General features: G+C 73.8%; 19 protein-coding genes. 4 read left to right on the forward strand and 15 right to left on the reverse strand.

All coding sequences use genetic code 11. The features are described from left to right. Positions 1–41 precede the first annotated feature (41 nt). The 4 genes from ABD230_RS02895 to ftsY form a co-directional block, all read right to left on the reverse strand. Positions 42–1,475 (reverse strand): GH1 family beta-glucosidase, encoded by a 1,434-nt coding sequence (locus tag ABD230_RS02895; protein WP_344369301.1) that lies wholly within the window; start codon positions 1,473–1,475, stop codon positions 42–44. Between the two features lie 86 nt (positions 1,476–1,561). After that, positions 1,562–3,142 carry a signal recognition particle protein gene (gene ffh / locus ABD230_RS02900; protein ID WP_344369303.1) on the reverse strand — a complete coding sequence of 527 codons (1,581 nt, stop codon included), beginning with the start codon at positions 3,140–3,142 and terminating at the stop codon, positions 1,562–1,564. 48 nt (positions 3,143–3,190) lie between these two features. Beyond that, positions 3,191–3,679 carry a DUF2004 domain-containing protein gene (locus tag ABD230_RS02905; protein ID WP_344369305.1) on the reverse strand — a complete coding sequence of 163 codons (489 nt, stop codon included), beginning with the start codon at positions 3,677–3,679 and terminating at the stop codon, positions 3,191–3,193. Between the two features lie 16 nt (positions 3,680–3,695). Next, a complete protein-coding gene (gene ftsY, locus ABD230_RS02910) occupies positions 3,696–4,571 on the reverse strand; it encodes a signal recognition particle-docking protein FtsY (protein ID WP_344369306.1) in 876 nt (291 codons plus the stop codon). 168 nt (positions 4,572–4,739) lie between these two features. Between ftsY and ABD230_RS02915 the strand changes: the two genes are divergently transcribed. Continuing rightward, the gene (locus ABD230_RS02915) at positions 4,740–5,732 is read left to right on the forward strand and encodes a TIGR03885 family FMN-dependent LLM class oxidoreductase (protein WP_344369308.1); all 993 of its coding nucleotides are present in this window, start codon (positions 4,740–4,742) and stop codon (positions 5,730–5,732) included. A 3-nt stretch (positions 5,733–5,735) separates the two neighbouring features. Beyond that, entirely contained in the window at positions 5,736–7,400 is a 1,665-nt protein-coding gene (locus ABD230_RS02920; protein ID WP_344369310.1) for an alpha-amylase family protein, read from the forward strand. Positions 7,401–7,434: 34 nt separating this feature from the next. Here ABD230_RS02920 and smc read toward each other — a convergent pair whose 3' ends face one another. Beyond that, positions 7,435–10,950, reverse strand: coding sequence for a chromosome segregation protein SMC (smc, locus tag ABD230_RS02925; protein ID WP_344369311.1), 3,516 nt, complete (start codon positions 10,948–10,950; stop codon positions 7,435–7,437). Positions 10,951–11,129: 179 nt separating this feature from the next. On the opposite strand from smc, the gene ABD230_RS02930 reads away from it, so the two are divergent. Both ABD230_RS02930 and ABD230_RS02935 read left to right on the forward strand, forming a co-directional pair. Then, complete coding sequence (locus ABD230_RS02930) at positions 11,130–12,239, forward strand: GNAT family N-acetyltransferase (protein ID WP_344369313.1); 1,110 nt, start codon at positions 11,130–11,132, stop codon at positions 12,237–12,239. Next, positions 12,236–13,372 (forward strand): GNAT family N-acetyltransferase, encoded by a 1,137-nt coding sequence (locus ABD230_RS02935; protein ID WP_344369314.1) that lies wholly within the window; start codon positions 12,236–12,238, stop codon positions 13,370–13,372. The genes ABD230_RS02930 and ABD230_RS02935 overlap by 4 nt, the downstream gene beginning before the upstream one ends. Here the strand turns inward: ABD230_RS02935 and mutM are convergent. From mutM to ABD230_RS02985, 10 genes are read right to left on the reverse strand one after another with little or no spacing between them, the layout of a single operon-like run. After that, the gene (gene mutM / locus ABD230_RS02940) at positions 13,254–14,231 is read right to left on the reverse strand and encodes a bifunctional DNA-formamidopyrimidine glycosylase/DNA-(apurinic or apyrimidinic site) lyase (RefSeq protein ID WP_344369315.1); all 978 of its coding nucleotides are present in this window, start codon (positions 14,229–14,231) and stop codon (positions 13,254–13,256) included. The two genes, ABD230_RS02935 and mutM, sit on opposite strands and share 119 nt — an antisense overlap. Position 14,232: 1 nt before the next feature. Beyond that, positions 14,233–14,943, reverse strand: coding sequence for a ribonuclease III (gene rnc, locus ABD230_RS02945; RefSeq protein ID WP_344369316.1), 711 nt, complete (start codon positions 14,941–14,943; stop codon positions 14,233–14,235). A 27-nt stretch (positions 14,944–14,970) separates the two neighbouring features. Continuing rightward, positions 14,971–15,174 carry a 50S ribosomal protein L32 gene (rpmF, locus tag ABD230_RS02950; protein ID WP_092669520.1) on the reverse strand — a complete coding sequence of 68 codons (204 nt, stop codon included), beginning with the start codon at positions 15,172–15,174 and terminating at the stop codon, positions 14,971–14,973. Between the two features lie 9 nt (positions 15,175–15,183). After that, positions 15,184–15,750, reverse strand: coding sequence for a YceD family protein (locus ABD230_RS02955; protein WP_344369317.1), 567 nt, complete (start codon positions 15,748–15,750; stop codon positions 15,184–15,186). An 11-nt stretch (positions 15,751–15,761) separates the two neighbouring features. After that, complete coding sequence (locus ABD230_RS02960) at positions 15,762–18,170, reverse strand: transglutaminase TgpA family protein (protein WP_344369318.1); 2,409 nt, start codon at positions 18,168–18,170, stop codon at positions 15,762–15,764. Further along, positions 18,163–19,524: a DUF58 domain-containing protein gene (locus ABD230_RS02965; protein WP_344369319.1), complete on the reverse strand. Its 1,362-nt coding sequence runs from the start codon at positions 19,522–19,524 to the stop codon at positions 18,163–18,165. Before ABD230_RS02965 ends, ABD230_RS02960 begins: the two co-directional genes overlap by 8 nt. A gap of 5 nt (positions 19,525–19,529) precedes the next feature. Then, on the reverse strand, positions 19,530–20,504 hold the full coding sequence (locus ABD230_RS02970) for an AAA family ATPase (RefSeq protein WP_344370109.1): 975 nt from the start codon (positions 20,502–20,504) through the stop codon (positions 19,530–19,532). A gap of 35 nt (positions 20,505–20,539) precedes the next feature. Further along, entirely contained in the window at positions 20,540–21,031 is a 492-nt protein-coding gene (gene coaD / locus ABD230_RS02975) for a pantetheine-phosphate adenylyltransferase (protein WP_344369320.1), read from the reverse strand. 51 nt (positions 21,032–21,082) lie between these two features. Beyond that, entirely contained in the window at positions 21,083–23,272 is a 2,190-nt protein-coding gene (locus ABD230_RS02980) for an ATP-dependent DNA helicase RecG (RefSeq protein ID WP_344369322.1), read from the reverse strand. Continuing rightward, positions 23,269–24,084, reverse strand: coding sequence for a tetratricopeptide repeat protein (locus ABD230_RS02985; protein WP_344369324.1), 816 nt, complete (start codon positions 24,082–24,084; stop codon positions 23,269–23,271). The genes ABD230_RS02980 and ABD230_RS02985 overlap by 4 nt, the downstream gene beginning before the upstream one ends.

The raw sequence follows: 24,084 nt of genomic DNA on the forward strand, positions 1-24,084 counted from the left end.
GACACCCGCGGCGCCGGCCTGCGCGCGGCGGACGGTCGCGGCTAGGCCGGGATGCGGCGCGTCCGGATGAGCTCTGCGAACCACCGGGCGCTGGCCTTCGGCAGTCGCTCGAGGGTGTCGTAGTCGACCCGGACGATGCCGAACCGCTTCGAGTAGCCGTAGCCCCATTCGAAGTTGTCCATGAGCGACCACACCTGGTAGCCGCGCAGGTCGACGCCGCGGGCCATGGCGCGGTGCGCGGCCGTGAAGTGCCGGCGCAGGTAGTCGATCCGGTCGTCGTCGCGGACCTCGGGCCCGTCGGCGCCGTCGGTGACGACGTCGTCGAAGGCCGCGCCGTTCTCGGTGATCATCAGTGGCACGTCGGGGTAGGCTCCGGCCAGCGCGACCAGGAGGTCCTCGAGTCCGGACGGGTCGATGTTCCAGCCCATGGCCGTGTACGGACCGGGCTGCTCGAGGAACTCGACGTGCTCCGATCCCGGCCAGGGCGTACCGCCCATGTCCTTGTGGCCGTCGGCGTTCACCCGCGGGGACACGCCGTCCCAGAGGCGGACGGTCACGGTCGAGTAGTAGTTCACGCCGAGCAGGTCGATCGGCTGCGCGATGAAGTCGGTGTCGCCGGGCCTGACGAACGCCCAGTCGGTGACCGCGGCCGTGTCCTCGATGACGTCGGCCGGGTACCCGTCGCCGAACAGCGGACCGAGGAAGACCCGGTTGGCGAGTCCGTCGATCCGCCGCGCCGCCTCGTGCCCGGTCTCGCCGGAGGGGCGGATCACGTGCAGGTTGAGCGTGATCGAGAAACCGGGGTCGTTCGTCACGACCTCGCGGAGCGCGCGGATCGCGAGCCCGTGCGCGAGGTTCAGGTGGTGCACCGCCGCGAGGGCCTTCGCGCCGTCGAGGAGCCCGGGCGCGTGCGCCCCGGAACCGTAGCCGAGGTAGGCCGAGCACCACGGCTCGTTGAGCGTCGTCCAGACCGCGACCCGATCGCCGAGCCGCTCCCCCACGATCCGCGCGTAGTCGGCGAACGCCTCCGCGGTCGCACGGTTGGTCCATCCGCCCTCGTCCTCCAGCGCCTGCGGGAGGTCCCAGTGGTAGAGCGTGGCGATCGGGCGGATGCCTCGGGCGATGAGCCCGTCGACGAGCGCCTCGTAGAACGCGAGTCCGGCCTCGTTCGCGGGGCCGCGACCCGTCGGCTGGATCCGCGGCCAGGCGATGGAGAACCGGTACGCCTCGAGCCCGAGCTCGGCCATGAGGTCGAGGTCGGACTCCCACCGGTGGTAGTGGTCGCACGCCACGTCGCCGGTGTCGCCGTTCGTGACCTTGCCCGGCGTGTGGCTGAACGTGTCCCAGATCGACGGACCGCGGCCGTCCTCGGTCGCCGCGCCCTCGATCTGGTACGACGCGGTGGCCGAACCGAGGAGGAACTCGGGTGCGAACTCGAGTCCGGAGTCGCGGTAGTCGGGGTCGCCGGTCGTCATCGTGGCTCCGTCCTGGTGGGCTGCGGGGAATGCCGCTCCAACCCTACGCCGGAGCGATGACGGGCGTCAGCGGCCGGGCTCGCGCGTCAGCGGCCGAGCATCTTCTGCAGCGCGGCCATCTCCTCCTCGGTGGGAGCGCCCTTCGCGCCGCCGCCGAGGCCGAAGCCCGAGCCGGCGGGGGCGTTCGAGGCCGCGCCGGGCACCTGGCCGGCCGCGATCGCGGCGTTCTCGGCCGCGCGCTTGGCGGGGTTGCCCGAGCGCGAGCCGCCCGACTTCTTCTTGCCCTTCGCCGACTGGCGCTTGCCGCCGCCGTGTCCGCCGCCGCCGGGGATCGGGCCCATGCCCGGCACCTGCGGCACGCCGCCGCGCGCGACGGTCTTCATCATCTTCGCGGCCTGCTCGAAGCGTTGCACGAGCTGGTTCACGTCGGTCACGGTCATGCCCGAGCCCTTCGCGATGCGCAGGCGCCGCGAGCCGTTCAGGAGCTTGGTGTTCTTGCGCTCGGCGGGTGTCATCGACTGGATGATCGCCTCGGTGCGCACGATCTCGCGCTCGTCGAAGTTCTCGAGCTGCTGCTTCATGCCGCCGGCGCCGGGCAGCATGCCGAGCATCTTCTTGATCGAGCCCGCGCCGCGCAGCTGCTGCATCTGGGCGAGGAAGTCCTCGAGCGTGAACTGCTCCGAGGCGAGCTTCTCGGCGACCTTGAGCGCCTCCTCCTCGTCGAAGGCCTGCTGGGCCTGCTCGATGAGGGTGAGGATGTCGCCGAGGTCGAGGATGCGACTCGCCATGCGGTCGGGGTGGAACGGCTCGAAGTCGTCGAGGGTCTCGCCCGTCGACGCGAAGATGATCGGGCGGCCCGTGACGGAGGCCACGGAGAGCGCGGCACCGCCGCGCGCGTCGCCGTCGAGCTTGGAGAGCACGACGCCCGTGAAGTCGACACCGTCCTGGAACGCCTTCGCCGTGGTGACCGCGTCCTGGCCGATCATCGCGTCGATGACGAAGAGCACCTCGTCGGGGTTCGTCGCCTTCCGGATGTCGGCGGCCTGCTTCATGAGCTCGGCGTCGACGCCGAGGCGGCCGGCGGTGTCGATGATCACGACGTCGTGCTGGGCGCGCTGCGCCTGCGCGACGGCGTCCTTCGCGACCCGTACGGGGTCGCCGACGCCGTTGCCCGGCTCGGGCGCGAAGACGGCGACGCCGGCCTGGTCGCCGACGACCTGAAGCTGGTTCACGGCGTTCGGCCGCTGGAGGTCGGCCGCGACGAGCATCGGCGTGTGCCCGTCCTTCTTCAGCCACTTGGCGAGCTTGCCCGCGAGCGTCGTCTTGCCGGCGCCCTGGAGGCCCGCGAGCATGATGACGGTCGGCGGGGTCTTCGCGAACTGCAGCCGACGCTGCTGCCCGCCGAGGATGCCGACGAGCTCCTCGTTGACGATCTGCACGACCTGCTGCGCGGGGTTCAGCGCCCGGTTCACCTCGTCGCCGAGCGCGCGCTCGCGCACGGCGGAGGTGAAGGACTTGACGACGTCGAGCGAGACGTCGGCGTCGAGCAGCGCGCGCCGGATCTCGCGGACGGTGCCGTCCACGTCGGACGCGGTGAGCTTGCCCTTGGTGCGGAGGTTCTTGAACGTCTCGGTCAGACGGTCAGAGAGGGTGCCGAACGTAGCCATGATGCCCTCAAGTGTAGAGGGCGACGGACGGACGCCCGCTCCGTGCGGTCACTCCTCGAAGCGCACGTCGACGATCTCGCGCTCGAGGTCGATCGAGACGACGAGCCGCTCGTCGGTGTCCTCGGGCGCGAGCCCGTACTCGAACTCGGCGAACGCGTCGCCGGGCTCGTCGGCGTCGGGCCGCAGGTCGACCCGGACGAGCGACATCGACCGCAGCGCGTCGATCTGCCGGTCGCCGGAGTCCCGGCCGATCGCCGCCTCCACCTCGTCGGCCTCCGCCGAGTCGGGGTCGAGCACCGTGAGGAGGAAGCGCACGACCGGCGACCCGCCCGAGTCGAGCTGCGTCACGAAGGCGGTGCGGAGCTCGTCGTCGACGAGCTCGAGCTCGCCGACGAGCGTGGCCGCGACGTCGAGCGCCGCCGAGGCGACGGTGTCGGCGTCCGCGTCGAGGACGACCTCGACGCGCTGGTCGGCGTACTCGACGTCCTCCGACCAGTAGTCGCCGACCAGTCCGAAGTAGTCGTGCTCCATCGACATCCGTCCGTCCCCCTCCTCAGCCGACCAGCTGCTGCGCGAACACGTGCGGCGTGAAGCCGGTCAGGTCGCCGATGCCCTCGCCCTGGCCGATGAGCTTGATCGGCAGGCCCGTCTTCTCCTGCACCGCGATGACGAACCCGCCCTTCGCGGAGCCGTCGAGCTTGGTGAGCACGAGGCCCGTGACTCCGCCGTGCCGGATGAACGCCTCGGCCTGCGCCAGCCCGTTCTGCCCCGTCGTCGCGTCGAGCACGAGCAGCACCTCGCTGATCGGCGCCTGCTTCTCGACGACGCGCTTGATCTTGCCGAGCTCGTCCATGAGCCCGCCCTTCGTGTGCAGCCGGCCGGCGGTGTCGATGATCACCATCTCGGTGCCGGTGCGCTTGGCGTACTCGACCGTCTGGAAGGCGACGGAGGCCGGGTCCTGGCCCTCGCGCTCGGGACGCACGACCTCGGCGCCCGCGCGCTCGGCCCAGGTCGCGAGCTGGTCGACCGCCGCGGCGCGGAAGGTGTCGGCCGCGCCGACGACGACCGTCCGGCCGTAGTTGCGCAGGAAGCGGGCGAACTTGCCGATCGTGGTGGTCTTGCCGACGCCGTTGACGCCGACGACGAGCACGACGGCCGGGCGCTCGGTGAGCTTGAGCGTGGGGTCGTACTTCGCGAGCCGCTCCTCGACGGTCTCGCGCAGCATCCGCTGCACGTCGCGCGGATCGGTCGTCTTGTACCGCTCGACCTGCGCCTGGATCGACTCGACGATCTCCTCGGTGACCGCCGGTCCGAAGTCGGCGCGGATGAGGGCGGCCTCGAGGTCCTCCCAGGTCTCCTCGTCGATCGTCTTCGCGCCGAACACGTTGCGGAGGGCCGATCCGAGCGACCACGATGCGCGTTCCACCATGCCGTCCAGCCTACGGGTGGCGGATGCCGCGGCCACCCGCAGCCGGACGCGCCGACGCCGCGAGGAGCACGTGCTCGGCCGCGTACCCCGCCGCGCCCGCCGAGGGCAAGGCCTTGCCGGTGGGGGTGCGCTGCCGGAAGCATCGGGCGCTGACGGAAGGAGACCTCCATGCCCCTCGTCGGATTCCACGCGTCGCACGAGCAGCTCCCCCCGAGCGCGCTCCTCGACGCCGTCGTCCACGCCGAGCAGGCCGGCTTCGGCGCCGCGATGTGCAGCGACCACTGGGCGCCCTGGAGCGTGCGGCAGGGCCACTCGGGCTACGCCTGGACGTGGCTCGGCGCCGCGCTGCAGGCCACGTCGTTCTCGCTCGGCGTGGTGACCGCGCCGGGGCAGCGCTACCACCCCGCCGTGGCCGCGCAGAAGATCGCGACGCTCGGCGAGATGTTCCCGGGCCGGTTCTGGGCCGCCATCGGCAGCGGAGAGGCCGTCAACGAGCACATCACGGGCGAGCCGTGGCCCGAGAAGGAGCACCGCGACCTCAGGCTGGCCGAGACGATCGACGTGATGCGCCGCCTGCTCGCCGGCGAGACGGTCACGCACGAGGGCACGGTCAGCGTGCACGAGGCGCGGCTCTGGACCCGGCCGGACGAGGCGCCGCCGCTCATCGCCGCGGCGGTGAGCACCGAGACCGCCGCCGAGACGGCGGAGTGGGCCGACGGCCTCATCACCGTCGACCAGGACCCGTCATCGCTGCGCGACGTCATGGACGCCTACCGCGGGGCCGGCGGTCGCGGACCCGTGTGCGTTCAGGTGCACCTGAGCTGGGCGCCCACCGACGACGAGGCCGTGGCGATCGCCCACGACCAGTGGCGCCAGAGCCTGGTGCCGCCGAACCTCGCGTGGGAGCTCGCGACGCCCGAGGCGTTCGACGAGCGCACCGCGGACGCGTCGCCCGGCGAGGTCGCCGAGACCCTGCTCGCCTCGGCCGACACCGAACGCCACCTCGACGCGCTCCTCGAGCTCGCCGACCTCGGCGTCGACCGGATCTACCTGCACCACGTGGGCCGGGAGCAGCGCGGCTTCGTCGACGCGTTCGGCGAGCACGTCCTGCCGCGGCTCGCGACCGCCGGAGCGACCGCCACCGCGAGTCCGGGGAGCTGACCGATGCGTGCGACCGCCCGCGGCGACCTCTGGTGGAAGACCGCGGTCGTCTACTGCCTCGACGTCGAGACCTTCATGGACTGGAACGACGACGGCTCCGGCGACTTCGAGGGCCTCGCCAACCGGCTGGACCACCTCGCCGAGCTCGGCATCACCTGCATCTGGCTCATGCCGTTCCAGCCCTCCCCCGACCAGGACGACGGCTACGACATCACCGACTACTTCGGCGTCGACCCGCGGCTGGGCTCGCTCGGCGACGTCGTGGCGTTCGTCCGTGCGGCGCGGGACCGCGGCATCCGCGTGATCATGGACCTCGTCATGAACCACACCTCGGACCGGCATCCGTGGTTCACCTCGGCCAAGCGCAGCCGCAACTCGCCGTACCGCGACTTCTACGTGTGGCGGGACGAGATCCCGCCGAACCCGCCCGAAAGCGTCTTCCCCGGCGAGGAGGACGGCGTGTGGGAGTGGCACGAGGGCACGGGGCAGTACTACCTGCACTCGTTCTACCGCCACCAGCCCGACCTGAACATCGCCAACCCCGACGTGCGCGACGAGATCGCGAAGACCGTCGGGTTCTGGCTGCAGCTGGGGATCTCGGGCTTCCGGGTCGACGCCGTGCCGTTCCTCATCGAGCCGCCCGAGGGCGTCGACGTCGGCGACCCGCACGAGCTCATGCGCGACCTGCGCCGCTACCTGCAGCGGCGGGCGAGCGAGGCGATCCTGCTCGGCGAGGTCAACCTCCCGTACGAGCAGCAGCTCGAGTACTTCGGCGCCGAGGGCGACCCGGCCGAGCTGACGCTGCAGTTCGACTTCGAGGCGATGCAGCGGTTCTACCTCGCCCTGGCCAGGCAGGACGCCACGCCGTTGCGGGACACGCTCGCGCGGCGGCCGCAGTTGGAACCCGAGAAGCAGTGGGCGAACTTCGTGCGCAACCACGACGAGCTGACGCTCGACAAGCTGTCCGACCCCGAGCGCGAGGAGGTCTTCGCGGCGTTCGCGCCCGAAGAATGGATGCGCGTCTACGGCCGCGGCATCGTGCGTCGCCTGCCGACGATGCTCGAGGGCGATCCGCGGCGCATCCGGATGGCCTACAGCCTGCTGTTCTCGCTGCCCGGCACGCCCGTGCTGTTCTACGGCGAGGAGATCGGGATGGGCGAGAACCCCGAGCAGGAGAAGCGGCAGGCCGTGCGGACGCCGATGCAGTGGACGGGCGGACGCAACGGCGGCTTCTCGCGCGCGGCGCCGAGCCGGCTCGCCGCGAGCCCGCCGGGCGACGGCTTCGCGCCGGAGCACGTCAACGTCGAGGCCCAGATGCACGACCCGGAGTCGCTGCTGTCGGGCATGCGGGGGCTCATCGCGCGGTACCGGAGTTCGCCCGAGATCGGCTGGGGCCGGTTCGAGCTGCTCGACGTCGGCGCGCCCGAGGTGCTCGCGCACCGGATCACCGAGGACCACCTGCGGTTCGTGGCGCTGCACAACTTCGCGCCCCGGCCGGCCCGGGTGACCCTGGAGCTCGGCGAACTGCCGGAGGAGGCGGTCCTGTCCGACCTCTTCGCCGTCGACGCCGATCCGATCGACGGGCGCGGGCGGGTCGAGGTCGAGCTCGGCGCCTACGGCTACCGGTGGTTCCGGGTGCTGGCGCCGAGCGACCGGCGGCTCACCTAGCGCGGCGCCGCGGAGGTCGGGCCGGCGCGGTGGGTCAGGCGCTCGCGAGCTCCTGACGCACCCGCTGCCCGACGACCGCCGACACGCCGTCCTGCCGCATCGAGACGCCGTAGAGCGCGTCGGCGATCTCCATCGTGCGCTTCTGGTGCGTGATGACGATGAGCTGGCTCGACTCGCGCAGGTCCTCGAACGTGGTGAGCAGGCGCCCGAGGTTCGCGTCGTCGAGCGCCGCCTCGACCTCGTCCATGATGTAGAACGGGCTCGGCCGCGCCTTGAAGATCGCGAGCAGGAGCGCGACGGCCGCGAGCGAGCGCTCGCCGCCGGAGAGCAGCGAGAGCCGCTCGATCTTCTTGCCGGCCGGCTTCACGCTCACCTCGATGCCCGTGGTCAGGAGGTCGTCCGGGTTCGTCAGCGCGATCCGGCCCTCGCCGCCGGGGAAGAGGATCGGGAACACCTCGGCGAACGCGGTCCGCGTGTCCTCGAACGCCGACCGGAAGATCGACTCCATGCGGCCGTCGATCTCCTCGATGATCGTGAGCAGGTCCTTGCGGGTGTTCGCGAGGTCGGTGAGCTGCTCCTGCAGGAACTGGTGGCGCTGCTCGAGCGCCGCGAACTCCTCGAGCGCGAGCGGGTTCACCCGGCCGAGCTGCGCGAGCTTGCGTTCGGACGCCTGGAGGCGCTTCTGCTGCTCGGCCCGCTCGAAGGGCCGCGGCTCGGCCTCCGGATCGCCGTCGACGGGGATCGGCTGGTCGGGGCCGTACTCGGCGACGAGCACCTCCTCGCCGAGCCCGAGCTCGCTCTCGGCGCGCTCGATCAGCGAGCCGACGTGGAGCTTCTTCTCGTAGATGCGCAGCTCGAGGCCGTGCACGTCCTCGGTGACGGCCTGCAGGCGCTCCCGGGCGGATGCCTCGGCACGCCGGGCCGCCTGGACCTCCTCGTTGCGGCTCGCCCGCTCGGCCTCGGCGGCGGCGAGGGCGACGCGCGCCTCGGCGACGGACCGGCCCACGGACGCCAGGACGGGCGGAAGCACGTCGGCCACCCGCTGCGCGGACGCGAGCTGGGCCCGGCGGATGACGGTGCGTCGGGCCGCCTCCTCCGCGGCGCGTCGCTCCGCGTCGTGCTGGCGCTCCATGGCGACGATGCGGGCCTCCTCGGCGCGCACGCGCTCACGAGCGGTCTCGAGTCGGAGTCGCGCCTCGACCTCGCCCTCGCGGGCGCGCTCGAGGGCGGCGACGGCGCCGTCGCGACGAGCCGCCTCGAGCACCGGGCGGGGCTCGGCACGTGCAGCCTCGACGGCGTCCTTCGCCTCGGTCCCGGCGCGCTCGGCCTCGGCGATGCGCTCCTCGGCCGTGCGCAGCGCGTCGGCCAGCCGCTCCGTCTCGGCCTCAGCGGCCTCGGCCTGCACGCGGGCGCGGTTGAGCGACTCGGTGCGCTGGGCGAGCTGGGCGTCGAACTCCCGCAGTGCGGTGAGCGCGAGCTTGGACTGCGCGCGAGCGTGCTCCGCGGCGCCGCGCTGCTCGTCGAGGTCGAACCGGGCGCGCTCGATCTCGGAGCGCACCTCCTCGAGCCGGGCGCCGGCGCGGTCGCGCTCGGCGAGCAGCTCGATGCGGCTCTGGGTGCGGCCGGAGCCGCCGTGCACGACGTACCGGCCGACCACGGTGCCGTCCCGCGTGATGACGGTCGCCGGGCGGTCGGTGCCGGCCAGCGCGGACTCCGCGGCGCGGACGGCGTCGACGTCCTCGGCGACGAGCACCTCGGCGAGCAGCGCGAGGATGCCGGGCGGCGCGGTCACGACGTCCGCGGCCGGGACAAGCCCCGGCACGCCGAGCGGTTCCGGCGCGGCCCCGCCCGCGTCCGCGATCGTGAGCGCGACGCGGCCCAGGTCGTCGGTCGCGGCCGTGTCGACGGCCCGCAGCGCGGCCGCGCGGTCGTCGACGAGCACCGACTCGGCGAGCGGGCCGAGCGCCGCGGCGACGGCCACCTCGTACCCGGGCTCGACGCGCAGGTGCTCGGCGAGCAGGCCGCGCACCCCGTCCGTGCCCGACGCGGCGAGCGCGGCCGAGCCGTCCTTCTGGTCGAGCGCGAGCGAGAGCGCCGACACGCGCGCGCCGAGGGCGTCGCGTTCGCGCTCGCGCTCGTGCAGCGCCTCGCGGAGGCGTTCGATCTCGCCCTCGGCCTCGAACACGGCGGCCTGCGCCAGCTCGTACGCCTCATCGAGGTCGGTCTGAGAGCCGGGGTCCGCGTCGGACTCCGCCTCGACCCCGGCGAGGTCGGCACCCGCCGCCTCGCGCCGCAGCTGCGCGGCCTCGAGCGCGTTCCGGTGGCGCAGCACCTCGCCGCGCACGGCCGCGAGACGGGACGCCGCGGCATCCGCCCGGCCCGAGAGCTGCGAGGCGCGCAGGTCGTACTCGCTCACGCGGGCCGCCTGGGCCGCGATCTCCTCGTCCACCGCGTCCAGCGCGGAACGCGCGTCGCGCGTCGCGGCCGACGCCTGCTCGAGGCCCGTGGCGGCCGCACCGACGCTCCCGCGGATGCCGTCGAGCTCGGCGCGGGCGGCGTCGATGTCGGCGAGCGTGACGGTGGGCGCGGCATCCGCCCCGTCGTCGGCCGCCGACAGCAGCGCGATCCGCTGGCGCGCGAGCGAGTCGAGCGAGCGGAGCCGCGCCTCCGACTGCTCGAGCGCGAAGCCGGCGGCGCGAGCCCGGTCGACGTCGTCGCCGCCCTGGGCCTGCTCGAGCCGGGCGATGTGCGCCTGATGCCGCTCGAGCTCCTGCTGCAGCACGAGCCGCTCGGCGTGCCGTTCGTGCTCGGTGCGGCCGGCGGCGTCGAGCGCGCGCCGCAGTTCGACGACCTCGTCGGCCACGAGCCGCGCCTTCGCGTCACGGACGACGGCGGCGATGCCCGCGGCCTCGCGGGCGACCTCGGCCTGGCGGCCGAGCGGCTTCAGCTGGCGGCGGAGTTCGGAGGCGAGGTCGGTCAGTCGCGTGAGGTTGGCCTGCATGGCGTCGAGCTTGCGGAGCGTCTTCTCCTTGCGCCGACGGTGCTTGAGGATGCCGGCCGCCTCCTCGATGAAGCCGCGCCGGTCCTCCGGGCTCGCGTGGAGCACCTGGTCGAGCTGGCCCTGCCCGACGATGACGTGCATCTCGCGGCCGAGGCCGGAGTCGCTGAGCAGCTCCTGCACGTCGAGCAGTCGGCACTGCTCGCCGTTGATGGCGTACTCGCTGCCGCCGTTGCGGAACAGCGTGCGCGAGATCGTGACCTCGGTGTACTCGATCGGCAGGGCGCCGTCGGCGTTGTCGATCGTGAGCCGCACCTCGGCACGCCCCAGCGGCCCTCGCGTGGAGGTGCCGGCGAAGATGACGTCCTCCATCTTGCCGCCGCGCAGCGTCTTCGCGCCCTGCTCGCCCATGACCCAGGCCAGCGCGTCCACGACGTTGGACTTGCCGGAGCCGTTCGGCCCGACGATGCAGGTGACGCCCGGCTCGAAGGCGAAGGTGGTCGGCTGCGCGAAGGACTTGAAGCCCTTGAGGGTGAGGCTCTTGAGGTACATGTCCCCCCGGGGTCGCGGCGTGATGGTGCGGATGCCTCGGATGAGCGTACCCGAGCGGGTGGCGCTCGCCCGCGCTCCCCCGCCGCCGGGCGGTCATCCGGTCGCCGCCGGGCATTGCCGCGCGCCCTCCGGCGCCGTACGCTGGCAGGCTGCCCGGAGGGCGGCGGAGGGAGGGCACCGTGGCCATCGACATCCGGCCGATCCGGGTCCCCGAGGCCGGCGCGGGCGCCGCGCGACCCGACGCGCTCGACGAACTCGAACGGCTCGCGCGCTTCGAGTCCGACGTCGACCTCGACATCTGGGGCCACGACCACTTCGCGATGTCGGCGACCGAGCTCGCGACGAACTACCGGCCGTCCGACTACCGCGGTCGCGCGATCATCGGCGCCTGGGAGGGCGACGACCTGATCGGCGCCGCGCGCATGGCCTGGGAACTCCGGGACGGCGCCCGCGCGGCCGAGACCGTCCTCGCGGTCGCGCCGGGCCGCCGCCGTCGCGGCGTCGGCACGGCGCTCCTCGCCGAAGCCGAGCGGATGGCGCAGGAGGCGGGACGTCCCACCATCGTGGCGTGGTCCGACCACGCGCGCGACGAACTCGCCGTCGGCGACGACGTGCTGCGCCCGCCGGACGGCGACGCGGAGCTCCGGGCGGACCTGCCGACCTCCCGTTTCGCCGCCGCCCGGGGCTACGAACTCCAGCAGCTGGAGCGCGTCAGCGGCCTGACCGTGACCGGGCGCGCCGACGGGTTCCGCGGCATGCTCGCCGAGCGCCGGGACGCCGCCGCATCCGCCGGCTACCGCCTCGTGGCCTGGACGGGCCCGGCTCCGGACGACCTCGTCGACGCGTACGCCGCCGCCCGCGCCAGGATGGCGCTCGACGTGCCCGCGGGCGGATCGACGATCGACGAGGAGACGTGGGACGCCGGACGGGTGCGCGCGCACGAGGCCGAGCACGCGGACGGGGCGACGGGACTGCTCGTCGCCGCGGCGGTCGCGGAGGACGGCACCGTCGCCGGGTACACCGAGCTCGAGCTGCCCGCGGGCAAGCGCATCGCGTACCAGTCCGACACGCTCGTCGTGCTCGCGCACCGGGGTCACGGGCTCGGCATGCTGCTGAAGCTGCACAACCTCGTCCGGCTCGCCGAGGCGGCGCCGGAACGCACCGACGTCTACACCTGGAACGCCGACGAGAACGCGCACATGCTCGCGATCAACGTCGCCCTCGGGTTCGAACCACGGGGGCTGTCCGCCTGCTGGCAGCGACCGCACGACCGAGGGGGAACGTCATGACCGTCGAGGTCCGGCCGATCCGGCTGCCGGGGAGCGTCGACGGGCCGGACGCCGGGGAGCTCGTCGCGTACGCGGACCTCCTCCGTCGACTCGACGTCGAGTCGCTCGGGACGGCGGACCTGACCCGTCGGCCCCTCGAGGTGCTGCACGAGCTGCGCCGCGCCGAGTTCGCGAAGCAGACCGGGATCGGCGCGTTCGACGACGGGCGGCTCGTCGGGCTCGTCGAGGTGCAGTGGGAGCGCGACGACGCCGAGTCCACGTCCCACGTCGACGTGCTCGGCGTCGACCCCGAGCATCGTCGCAGGGGCGTCGGGTCCCGCCTGCTCGGCGCCGCGGAGGACCTCGCGCGATCGGCCGGGAGGCCGAGCATCGTGCTCGCCGCCGATCACCCGATCGATGCGGGCGACCCGTCGGGTCCCCGGCTGCGCGCGCCCCAGGGCGACGCCGACATCCCGGCGGACGCACCGGCCGCGCGGTTCGCGCTCGCGAACGGCTATGCGCTCGGCCAGCTGTACCGCATCAGCTCCGTCGACGTGACCGGACGCGGTTCGGAGTTCCGACGCCGCCTCGCGGCGGCGGTCGCGGACGCGGAGGACGACTACCGCCTCGTGGCGTGGCGCGACCACGCCCCGGACGAGCTCGTCGACTCGCTCGCGATCGCGCACGAGCGGATGTCGACCGACCCGCCCACCGGAGCCATCGCCTGGGGACTCGAGCACTGGAACCGCGAGCGGATCCGCGACGGCGAGCGTCGCACGCGCGAGGTCGGCCGTGTCGCGCTCGTGGTCGCCGCCGTCGCGCCCGACGGCGCGGTGGCGGGCTTCACCGAGCTGTCGCTGCCGCCCGGCTCGCGCTCCGTGGAGCAGTGGGACACCATCGTGCTCGAGCCGCACCGCGGCCACCGGCTCGGCCTGCGGCTGAAGCTCGCGAACCTGGTCGCCCTCGCCGCGGCCGATCCGTCGCGGGACCGGGTCGTGACGTGGAACGCGGACGAGAACGACCACATGCTCGCGATCAACGTGGCGCTGGGATTCCGCCCGTTCGCGCTGGAGTCGACGTGGCAGCGTCCGGCGACCGACGCGGCGTCCGCAGTCGCTGGCAGCGCGGGCAGCGGTGCGAGGAGCGGTTCATGAACGCCTCGCGGACGATGGGCGTCCCGCAGCGAGGACAGGGCCGGCCGGTGCGCCCGTAGGCGTTCAGCGAGTGCGCGAAGTAGCCCGACGCGCCGTTGACGTTGACGTACTGCGCGTCGAAGCTCGTGCCGCCCTCCACCAGCGCCTTGCCGAGCACCTCCCTGACGGCCTGCAGCAGGTCGCGCACGCGACGCCGGCGCAGGCTCGACGCCGGCTGCTCGCCGTGCATGCGGACCGCCCAGAGCGCCTCGTCGGCGTAGATGTTGCCGATGCCCGACACGACCCCCTGGTCGAGCAGCACGCGCTTGATGCCGGCATCACGGCGCTCCAGGGCCCGGGCGAACCGGTCGTCGCGGAACGCGGGATCGAGCGGATCGCGGGCGATGTGCGCCACCTGCGACGGGATCGATCGCGCCCACGCGCCGGTCACGTCGGCCGAGAAGCCCGCGGGCTCGCCGTCGGGCGTCGGCACCATCCGGTCGACGGCCATCGAGCCGAAGATCCGCTGGTCGACGAAGTCGACGCGGAGTTCGCCGTGCTCGGGGTGCTCGAGGTGCAGGCGGATGCGCGCGTGCCGGTCGTCGCCGGGATGGTCGGGCGTGCGCAGCAGCAGCTGTCCGCTCATGCCGAGGTGGCCGACGAGCGCCTGGCCGCCCGCGAGCGGCATCCACAGGAACTTGCCTCGGCGCACCGCGGCCTCGATCCGCTCGCCGGTGAGCAGGGCCTCGAAGTCGCCGGACACCGCCTCGTGGCGCTTGAGGGATCGGACGTCGAGAACCTCGACCCCGGCGACCCGCGCACCGGTCACGGCCGGCGCGAGCCCGGCCCGCACGACCTCGACCTCGGGCAGCTCGGGCACGTCAGCGGTCGCTCAGGATGGTCCACGCCTCGAGCGCGGCCGCCATCTCGGCCTGCTTCTTGCTCGAGCCCTCGCCCGTGGCCTGGACGAGGTCGCCGACGACGACCGTCGCGACGAAGTGCTTGTTGTGGTCGGGTCCGCTCTCGCTCACCGAGTACGCCGGGGCGGGGGCGCTGCGGCGCGCCGCGATCTCCTGCAGGCTCGTCTTCGGGTCCATCGCGGCACCGAACCGGTCCGGATCCTCCATGAGGGGGGTGATCAGCCGCAGCACGAAGTCGGTCGCGACCTCGCCGCCGCGCGAGAGGTAGACCGCGCCGATGATCGCCTCGACGGTGTCGGCGAGGATCGACGGCTTGTCGGCGCCCCCGGTCATGGTCTCGCCACGACCGAGCCGGATGTACGGTCCGAGCCCGTTCGTGCGAGCGACCTCGGCCAGCGCGACACTCGACACCAGGCTCGCGCGCCGCTTGGCGAGCTCGCCCTCGTCGAGGTCGGGGTGGTCAGTGAACAGCTTCACGGTGACGGCCTGCCCGAGGATCGAGTCGCCGAGGAACTCGAGGCGCTCGTTCGTCGGGATGCCGCCGTTCTCGTACGCGAACGACCGGTGCGTGAGCGCGAGGAGCAGGAGGTCGGGGTCGAGCTCGACGCCCAGCGTGCGCTGCAGCGCGGCGAGCTCCTCAACCCCGGTGTCCGTACGCTCTGCGCGCCTCACGACCGGTCGTTCGTCGTCACGGGCCGACTAGACGTCGGCGACCTTGCGGCCCTTGTACTCGAGGAAGAGCGGGGTGCCCGCCGAGTCCTCGACCACGCGGGCGCGGTGCGGGAGGCTGTAGGTGACCTTGCCGTTCTCGACGGTCTTGACGAGCGTGGGGGCCTCGGCCTTCCACTGCGAACGGCGCGCGTGGGTGTTGGCGCGTGACTTCTTCCGCTTGGGAACAGCCATGACTCTCTCTCAATCTCTCTGCTGGTCGGCGTCGGATCCCTGATCCGCGCCTTCGTCTTCGGAAGCCTGGTACCCGGCGAGCGCAGCCCAACGCGAATCGGACGGCTGCTCATGGGTGACGAGCTCCGGATGATCGGCCAGACGAAGCCCGGTCTCGGGGTCGAGACCCGGGCAATCCGGCCGGCACACCGGCTGGAAGGGCAGTGCCAGCACTACCGCATCCCTGATGAGCGGTTCAAGATCCACGTGGTCGTCTTGAACCTCATACTCGAAAGCTTCCCCAGAATGATACGCGAAAAGCTCCTGGAACTCGACTCGGACGGGCAGCGCGATGTCCGTCAGGCACCGGCCGCACTCGCCCTCGGCCGTCGCGTCGACGTCCGCGGTCGCGAGGATCCCCTCGTGCACGGACTCGAGGCGCAGGTCGATCTCGAGCTCGGATCCCTCGTGGATGGACACGAGCCCCTCGCCGAACCGGTCGGATGCGGGGACGTCGAGGCGCTGCTCGCGCATCTCGCCGGGACGGTTGACGAGGTCGCGCACGTTGACGCGGAACGGGGAGTGCTGATCGGCCACGGTCGAGCAGTCTACGCGCCGGGAGGTGCGCTGCGGCCGAGGACCGACCGCATCGACGGCCGGAGCGACGCCGGCAGGAGCACCGCCGCGGCGCGGCGCACCGGTGGCGCGTCCGCCCGGAGCGCATCGGAGGCCGCGCCGAGGTCGGCCTGCATCGCGCTCCGGCGCTCGTGCTCGGCGACGTGGGCGGCGCGCCCGTCGCCGCCGGACGCCGGGGCGCCCCGGACCCGACCGTAGCGCTCGCGCTCGACCGCGTCGCGCAGGCGCTCCAGCGAGGCGCGTGCGCCCGCGCCGTCCACGCGGGCGTCGCCCACGTCGTCGCCGACGTCCGCTGGGCGGAACGCCGGGCGCGAGGCGAGATCGGCCGCGAGCGTCCGCACCGTCCTCCGGCCGTCGACCGGCAGGCCGAGGTCGATCGCGGTCGCCACGAGCTCGCGCCATGCGGCCTCGGCCGGACGCTCCCCCGCCCGCACCGCGGCACGGCGGCCGGCGCGCACGGCTCCGCGGACTCCGGCCGGCAGCAGCAGGATCAGCGCGACGCCGAAGCCGATGAGCCCGACCTGCAGCCACTGGGCGGCGACGGTCCGCGCGCCGGCGCCCGGCCCGAGTCGGGCGTCGGGGTCGCCGTCGGGACGCCCGGTCGCGCCCGGCGTCGCCGCGGGCCCCGTCGGGATCACGCCCTGGGTGTCCTGGCCGGCGTTGGGTCGCGAGTAGTCCGGCACGCTGCCGCGTCCGGGTGTGGGCTCGAACGGCACCCAGCCGACGCCCTCGAAGTACAGCTCCGGCCAGGCGTGCAGGTCGTGCGAGTCGACCTCGATCACGACCTCGCCGTCGACGCGCCCGTCGCCCGGCGTGCCGGAGGTGTACCCGATCGAGATCCGCGACGGGATCCCGACCTCGCGGGCCAGCACCGCCATGGTGGAGGCGAAGTGCACGCAGTAGCCCTTCCCCTGCTCGAGGAACGCGGCGATCGCGTCGAAGCCGGCGCCGTCGTAGCCGTCGACGACGGGGGCGCTCTCGGAGTACTCGAACGCGGAGGACCGCAGGTAGCGCTGGATGGCCACGGCCGCGTCGTAGCGGGTCGCCGCCGACGCCGTCACCTCGGCGGCGGTCTCGGGGATGATCGGCGGGAGGTCGTCGGGCAGGCTCCGGGTGTCGTCGGCGACCGCGCCGGGCGCGGGCGGCGGTGCCGCGCGCAGCTGGCCCACCTCGGGCCGGATGTCCAGGTGCACGAGCCGGTAGTCCTGGCCGAGCGTCGTCGCGTCCACGCTGCGCACGTTGAGCGTGCCCTGGTCCCAGAACCACGAACCGTCCACGCCGTCGACCTCGGTCGACGGGTACGGCAGCGGGAGCCACGCCGTGCGGACCTGGTCGACCTGCACCGCGATCCGCTTGGCCTCCGCCGGCACGTCCGCGGCGAGGCCGTCGGGCGTCGGGATGCTGCCGAGCGTGTGGTCGCCGTCGACCGCTCGGTCCGTGCCGGACCAGACCTGGCCCTCGAGCCGCTCCACGGTGAGCAGCGTGAAGTACGGTCGCACGCCGTCCGGTGAGACGTACGAGAACGCCGGAACGGGGTCCGGCCGGCGCAGGTCGCGCCCGAGGTCGACGTACGGGCTCACGCCGCGCGCGAAGAGCGTGCCCGGTCCGCCGGTGCCGATCAGGAAGCTCGTCGACACGCTCGGCGTCGCGGCCGCGATGACGGATGCGGCGACGAGGCCGACCGCGGCGAGCCCGAGCGACGCGCCCATGGTCGACACGAGCGGCGCGCGGTGGGGAGCGCTCACGATGGGCGCGTCGGCGCGATCGTCCTCCTGCAGCAGCTCGGAGGCCCTCCGGACGCGCACGTCGACGCGCAGCAGCAGCAGGTACACGGCCGCGGTGAGCACGATCGCGGGCGCCTCGGCGCCCTCCTCGATGAAGAGCCCGGGCACGAGCACGGGCACGATGACCGGGATCGCGGCGAGCGCCGGCACCCGCACGGTCTGCACGAGCAGGTCGAGCAGGGCCGCGATCAGCCCGACGCCGACGGTGATCGCGAAGACGAGGGCCGGCACCGGGATGGCCGGCACGGACTGCTGCTCGATGGTGCGCTGCGCGCCCTGCGCGAGCTCGCCGAACACCGCGAACGTATCGAAGGTCGGGATGACCAGCGCGATGCTCGTCGATCCCCCGAACAGGAGCGTGAGCGCGAGCAGCATCGCGACCAGCTCGAGCGGCGGCACCAGCGACGGCGGCGTGCGCACGGCGCGCAGCGCCGCACCGCCGCCGATGACGGCGACCGCGACGACCGCGCCGGCCCACCACCATCCGCTCCCCGCGATCAGCGGGCCGAGTGCCGTGGTGGCGACCAGGATCAGCAGGAGGCTGGCGCCGGAGAGCGCGAGCGACTGCGGACGGCTGAGGGGGAAGCGTTCAGGCACCGCGACGGCCCCCCGATCGGACGGACTCCCGCGCGGACCGCCAGGCGTCCTGCCACGCCGCGGGCAGGTCGGCGGCGCGACGGAGGCGGAGCACCCGCCAGTCGGCGTCCTCGAGCCGCTCGACGAGCTCGCGGGAGACCGTCTCCGCGGCGAACGCGATCGCGGGCTCGACGGACGTGCGGAGCGCCACGAGCGTCTCCGCCGCGGCGTCCGACGGGTCGACGATCACCGCGATCGCCGGCATCCGGGCGTCGCGACGGGCGGCGGTCGGCGCCACGGATCGCACCGGCGGAGCCGTGCCGCGGACCGGGTCGCGACGCGGCGGGTCGAGGCGCGCGAGGTCCTCGAGCAGCGCGACGTCGCCGCCCGCGGCGCGGTAGCCCCCGGCCTCGGGCGTGATCGGCTCGACGACGCCGCCGGGATCGTCGATGGGATCGACGCGCACGCGGAAGCCGCGCGCGAGCAGGTGCACGCCGAGCGAGGCGGCGACCTCGACGCCGAACTCGAACGCCGGGTCGAGCGGATCGGCACCGTCGCGGGCGGAGCCCGCTCCGGGATGGTGCAGCCGCCCGCCGAGCGTCGTGTCGAGCAGGATCCGGAGCTCGGGATCGCCGCGCTGCTCCTCGTCGCGCACCATGAGCTCGCCGCGGCGGGCGGTCGCCGCCCAGTGCACCCGACGGAGCGGGTCGCCGTAGCGGTACTCGCGCGCGATGAGCTCGTCGCTGTTCGGGTGGGTGCGGCGCTGCAGGGCGTGCACCGTGCCGTCGACGCTCGCGACGAGGCCGACGGCGGGCTCGAGGGCCGTGATGCGCGGCGTGACCACCAGCTCCCGGGCGCCGCCCGCGACGCGCGCGATCCGGGCGAGCCCGAACGGGTCCGTCACCGACACCCGGAGCGGCCCCACCTCGAACACCCCGCGTCGCGGCGTGCGGAGACGGTACTCGAGGCCGACCTCGTCGTCACCCGACCGGAGCACGCCCTCGGCGCGGCCGATGGCCGGCATGATCGCCTCGGCCGGGGTCCGGAGCGCCGTCGACGCGAGGTCGCGCCAGTGGGCGCCGTCGAACGCTCGGCGGCTGCGGTTGCGCACGCGCAGGCGGACCGAGGCGGAGTGCCCGGCGCCGACGACCGGCGGCTCGAACGTGCGATGCACGGTCAGCGCGGGCGGGCGCACGGCGAGGTAGCCGAGGGCCGCGATCGGCATCGCGAGGCCCACGGCGGCCAGGAGCAGGATGTCGCGCAGGTCGTACCACAGGGCCACCCCGAAGAGCACGCCGCCGAGGACGAGGAGGGCGATGCCGCGCGTCGTCAGGCGCGGACGCGCCGGGTGGCGTGCGCGACGGCTGCGCGGCATCCCGATCACTCCCTCCGAGCGCTGCCGACCGGGACCGGCGTCTCCGCGAGGATGCGGCGCACGATCTGGTCGATGAGCGGTCCCCCGTCGTGGTCGTGGCCGCCGACGGCGCGGCTGGTCGGCACCAGGCGGTGCGCGAGGACGGGCACGGCGAGCGCGTCGACGTCGTCCGGCAGGACGAAGTCCCGGCCGTGCATGGCCGCGTGCGCCTTCGCCGCCCGGATGAGCTGGAGCGTCGCGCGCGGGCTCGCGCCGAGGCGGAGCTGGCGGTCGTCGCGCGTCGCGCGCGCGAGCTCGACCGCGTACTGCTTGACGGGCTCGGAGGTGAACACATGCTGGACCGCGACGATCATGGCGCGCAGCTCGGCGAGCGAGACGACCGGTTCGAGGGTGTCGAGCGGGCTCGCGGTCTCGCGGTGCGCGAGCATCGACAGCTCGTCGGCGGTCGCCGGGTAGCCCATCGAGATCCGGGCCATGAACCGGTCGCGCTGCGCCTCCGGGAGTGGGTAGGTGCCCTCCATCTCGACGGGGTTCTGCGTCGCGACGACCGTGAACGGCTGCTCGAGGCGGTAGGTGGTGCCGTCGGCGGTGACCTGGCGCTCCTCCATGCACTCCAGCAGCGCCGACTGCGTCTTCGGGCTCGCGCGGTTGATCTCGTCGCCGATGACGAGGTTCGCGAACACCGGTCCCGGCTTGAACTCGAACCGGCGCGACACCTGGTCGAACACGGAGACCCCCGTGACGTCGCTCGGGAGCAGGTCGGGCGTGAACTGGATGCGGCTGACCGTGCAGTCCACCGAACGTGCGAGCGCCTTCGCGAGCATCGTCTTGCCGACGCCGGGCACGTCCTCGATGAGCAGGTGGCCCTCGGCCAGCAGCACCGTGAGGGAGGCGGTGACGGCCTCGCGCTTGCCGCTGATCACGGCTTCGACGTTGCGGACGATGTCGGCCGCGCGGGCGCCGACCTCGTCGATCCCCATCGCCGGCGCGGTGCCGACCAGGCCCTCGGTCTCGCTCACGGACGCATCGCCCCCTGGAGGTACCGGGCGACCGGGCGCGGCACGTACGGCGCGACGTCGCCCCCGAGCGCGGAGACCTGGCGGACGAGGGAGCTCGACACGTGCGCGTTCGCCGGGTCGGGCAGCAGGAACACGGTCTCGACGCCCGCGAGGTGCCGGTTCACGATGGCCATGGGCGTCTCGTACGCGACGTCGACCTGCGAGCGGATGCCCTTGACGAGCACCGAGGCGCCGACGTCGGTGCAGTAGTCGACGAGGAGGCCCATGCTCCACGAGGCGATGACGATGTCGCCGGTGATGCCGGCGTCGGCGATCGACTCCTCGATGAGCGCGACGCGCTGCGCGATCGGCAGCAGGGCCGACTTGTCGGGGTTGTGCACGACGACGACGTGCAGCTGGTCGTAGAGGCCGGCGGCCCGCTCGATCACGTCGAGGTGGCCGCGCGTGACGGGGTCGAATGATCCTGGGACGACGGCGATCCGCTGCATACGAGCCAGCGTAGTGCCGGATCCGGCCTCCCGGACGGCTGCCCGAGAGTCTCAGCCCCTGCTCAGGAACTCGCTCGTCTCGTCATCGAGCCGGCGACGCACCGCGGCGGCGAGGGCGGGGTGGGCGGCGAGCCTCGGGTCCTCGGAGAGGACGGCCGCGGCGGCGTCGCGGGCGTCGGCGATGAGGTCGCCGTCGCGCGCCACGCGCAGGAGCTTCAGCGACGAGCGCCCGCCCGACTGGATCGCGCCGAGCACGTCGCCCTCCTGCCGGAGCTCGAGGTCGACGCGCGCGAGTTCGAACCCGTCGAGGGTCGCCGCGACCGCCTCGAGTCGCTCGCGGGCGACGCTGCCGGGCTCGGCGTTCGTCACGAGCAGGCACAGGCCGGGCACGCTCCCCCGGCCGACGCGGCCGCGGAGCTGGTGCAGCTGGGAGACGCCGAACCGGTCGGCGTCGACCACGACCATCGTGCTCGCGTTCGGCACGTCGACGCCGACCTCGATGACGGTCGTGGCGACGAGCACGTCGAGCTCGCGCGCCGCGAACGAGCGCATGACCTCGTCCTTCTCGTCGGCGCCCATGCGACCGTGCAGCGGCGCGATGCGGGCGTCGGCGAGCACGGGCAGCTCCCGGAGCTCCGCCAGCACCGAGGCGACGGATGCGGCGGGGCCGGCCGCCGGGGCGGACTCGCCCTCCGCCGGCTCGCCGTCGTCCTCGACGGCCTTCGGGTCGATCGCGGGGCAGACCACGAACCCCTGCCGGCCCTGGGCGAGCTCCTCCGCGAGCCGCTCCCAGACCCGCGCTCGCCACCCCGGGCGCTCCGCGAGGGGCACGAGGTGCGTCTCGATGCCCGCGCGGCCCGCGGGCAGCTGCCGGATGGTGCTGACGTCGAGGTCGCCGAACACGGTCATCGCGACCGTCCTGGGGATCGGCGTGGCCGTGAGGACGAGCACGTGCGGATGCCGCCCCTTGAGGCGCAGCGCCTCGCGCTGCTCGACGCCGAAGCGGTGCTGTTCGTCGACGACGACGAGGCCGAGGTCGGCGAAGGTCGTCGCGTCGCCGAGCAGCGCGTGGGTGCCGACCACGATGCGGGACTGGCCGGCGGCGACGCGCAGCGCGGCCTTCCGCCGCTCGGCGGCCGCAAGCTGCCCCGTGACGAGGGTCGGCATGACCTCGGCCGACAGCTCGGGCCCCAGCATCTTCGCGATCGAGCGCAGGTGCTGGGCGGCGAGCACCTCGGTCGGCGCGAGCAGGGCCGCCTGGCCGCCCGACTCGGCGACGGCGAGCATCGCGCGCAGGGCGACCACGGTCTTGCCCGAGCCGACCTCGCCCTGCACGAGGCGGTTCATCGGCACGGCCGCGGCGAGGTCGGCGAGGATCTCGCCGGCGACCTCCTGCTGGTCGTCGGTGAGCGCGAACGGCAGGGACGCGTCGAAGCGCTCGAGCAGGCCGCCGGGCCGGGGCTCGCGCCGCACGGCCTCGTGCGCGCGCGACGCCGCCCGGCGTTCGAGCAACGCGGTCTGCAGCACGAACGCCTCCGTGAAGCGCAGCGTGCGGCGCGCCGCCTTCCAATCTTCGTCCCGTTCAGGGCGATGGGCGTGCTCGAGCGCGTCGCGGTGACCGAGCACGCCACGCTCGCGGCGCACCGACTCCGGCAGCGGATCATCGAGGGGGCCGAGCCCGTCGAGCACGACCCCGATCGCGGTCTGCAGCTGCCAGCTCGAGAGCGACCCGGTCGCCGGGTAGATCGGGATGGGCGCCGTGGCCCAGCGGACGGCCGCGGCATCCGCCCCCGACGTCGGGGCCGCATCGTCGAAGAGCTGGTAGTCGGGGTGCGCCAGCTGCCGCGCCCCGCGGTAGTCGGAGACCTTGCCGGCGAACATGCCGCGTACCCCCGGGGTCAGCTCCCGTGAGCGCCACGCCTGGTTGAAGAAGGTGAGCGTGAGCACGCCGGTGCCGTCGGAGATCTTGGCCTCGAGGATCGAGCCGCGCCGGGAGCGCATCGTCCGCTCGCGCACCTCGAGCACCTCGGCCACGATCGTCACGTTCTCGTCGAGCGGGAGCGACGCGAGCGCGGTGAGCTCGCCGCGTGCGGCGTAGCGGCGCGGGTAGTGCGCGAGCAGGTCGCCGACGGTCGCGTAGCCGAAGGCGCGCTGCAGCGCCTGCGCCGTGCGGCCGCCGAGCGCACCGGTGAGCCGGCTGTCGAGGGTCAGCGCGCCCTCGGCCGCGCGTTCGGCCGTCATGGCTCGATCGTAGGCTCCGCCTCCGTCGCCGACGGCGCGAGCGCCTCGAGCTCGGCCCGCACGTACGGGTCGTCGGGGCGCGCGAGCGCGAGCTCGCGCTGGATCTCGAGTGCCTCGTCGGTGCGCCCGAGCGTGCGCAGCGCGCGACCGACCGACCAGCGCGCGACGTGCTGCTGCCCGGGCGTGCCGTAGCGGTCGGCGGCTTCGACGGCCTTCTGGAAGTGGTACAGCGCGGCCTGCGCGTCGGCGCCGTCGTGCTTGGTCCAGCCGAGGTTGTTGTGCAGCGCGACGCCCCAGCGCTTCAGGCGCGGATCCCGCACGCCCTCGAGGATGTCGAAGCCCTCGGCCGCCCACTCCTCCTCATGCCCCACGTCGTTCAGGGCGAGCATGTGCAGCGCGTCGAGCACGAGGAACGTCGAGCCGGCCACGGCCGCCTCGCGCACCGCGCGCGTGAACTCGGGCACGGCCTCGTCGCGCCGGTCGGCCGAGGCCGCCATGCGTCCGCGCTCGAGCGAGATGCGGGCCCGCAGTTCCGCCGCCTCCTCCTCCGAGTCCTCGCGATCGGCGGACTCGAGCTCGTCGAGCACGGCGAGCGCGTCGGCCTCACGCCCCTGGAGCCCGATCGCACGGGCCAGCTGGGTGGCCATCACGGCCCGGCCGTGCGTGCTCAGCGTCTCGTCGGCGGCGGCCGCGCGGAAGCGCTCCTCGCTCACGCCGGGATCGGCGAAGTCCCACATGCGGTCGATGGCCTGCTGCTCGTGCCCCCCGTGGTGGGCAGGATCGGCGTGCAGGGCGTCGGTCGTGTCTTCCAC

This window comes from Agromyces tropicus (assembly GCF_039531345.1).
Lineage (GTDB): Bacteria > Actinomycetota > Actinomycetes > Actinomycetales > Microbacteriaceae > Agromyces > Agromyces tropicus.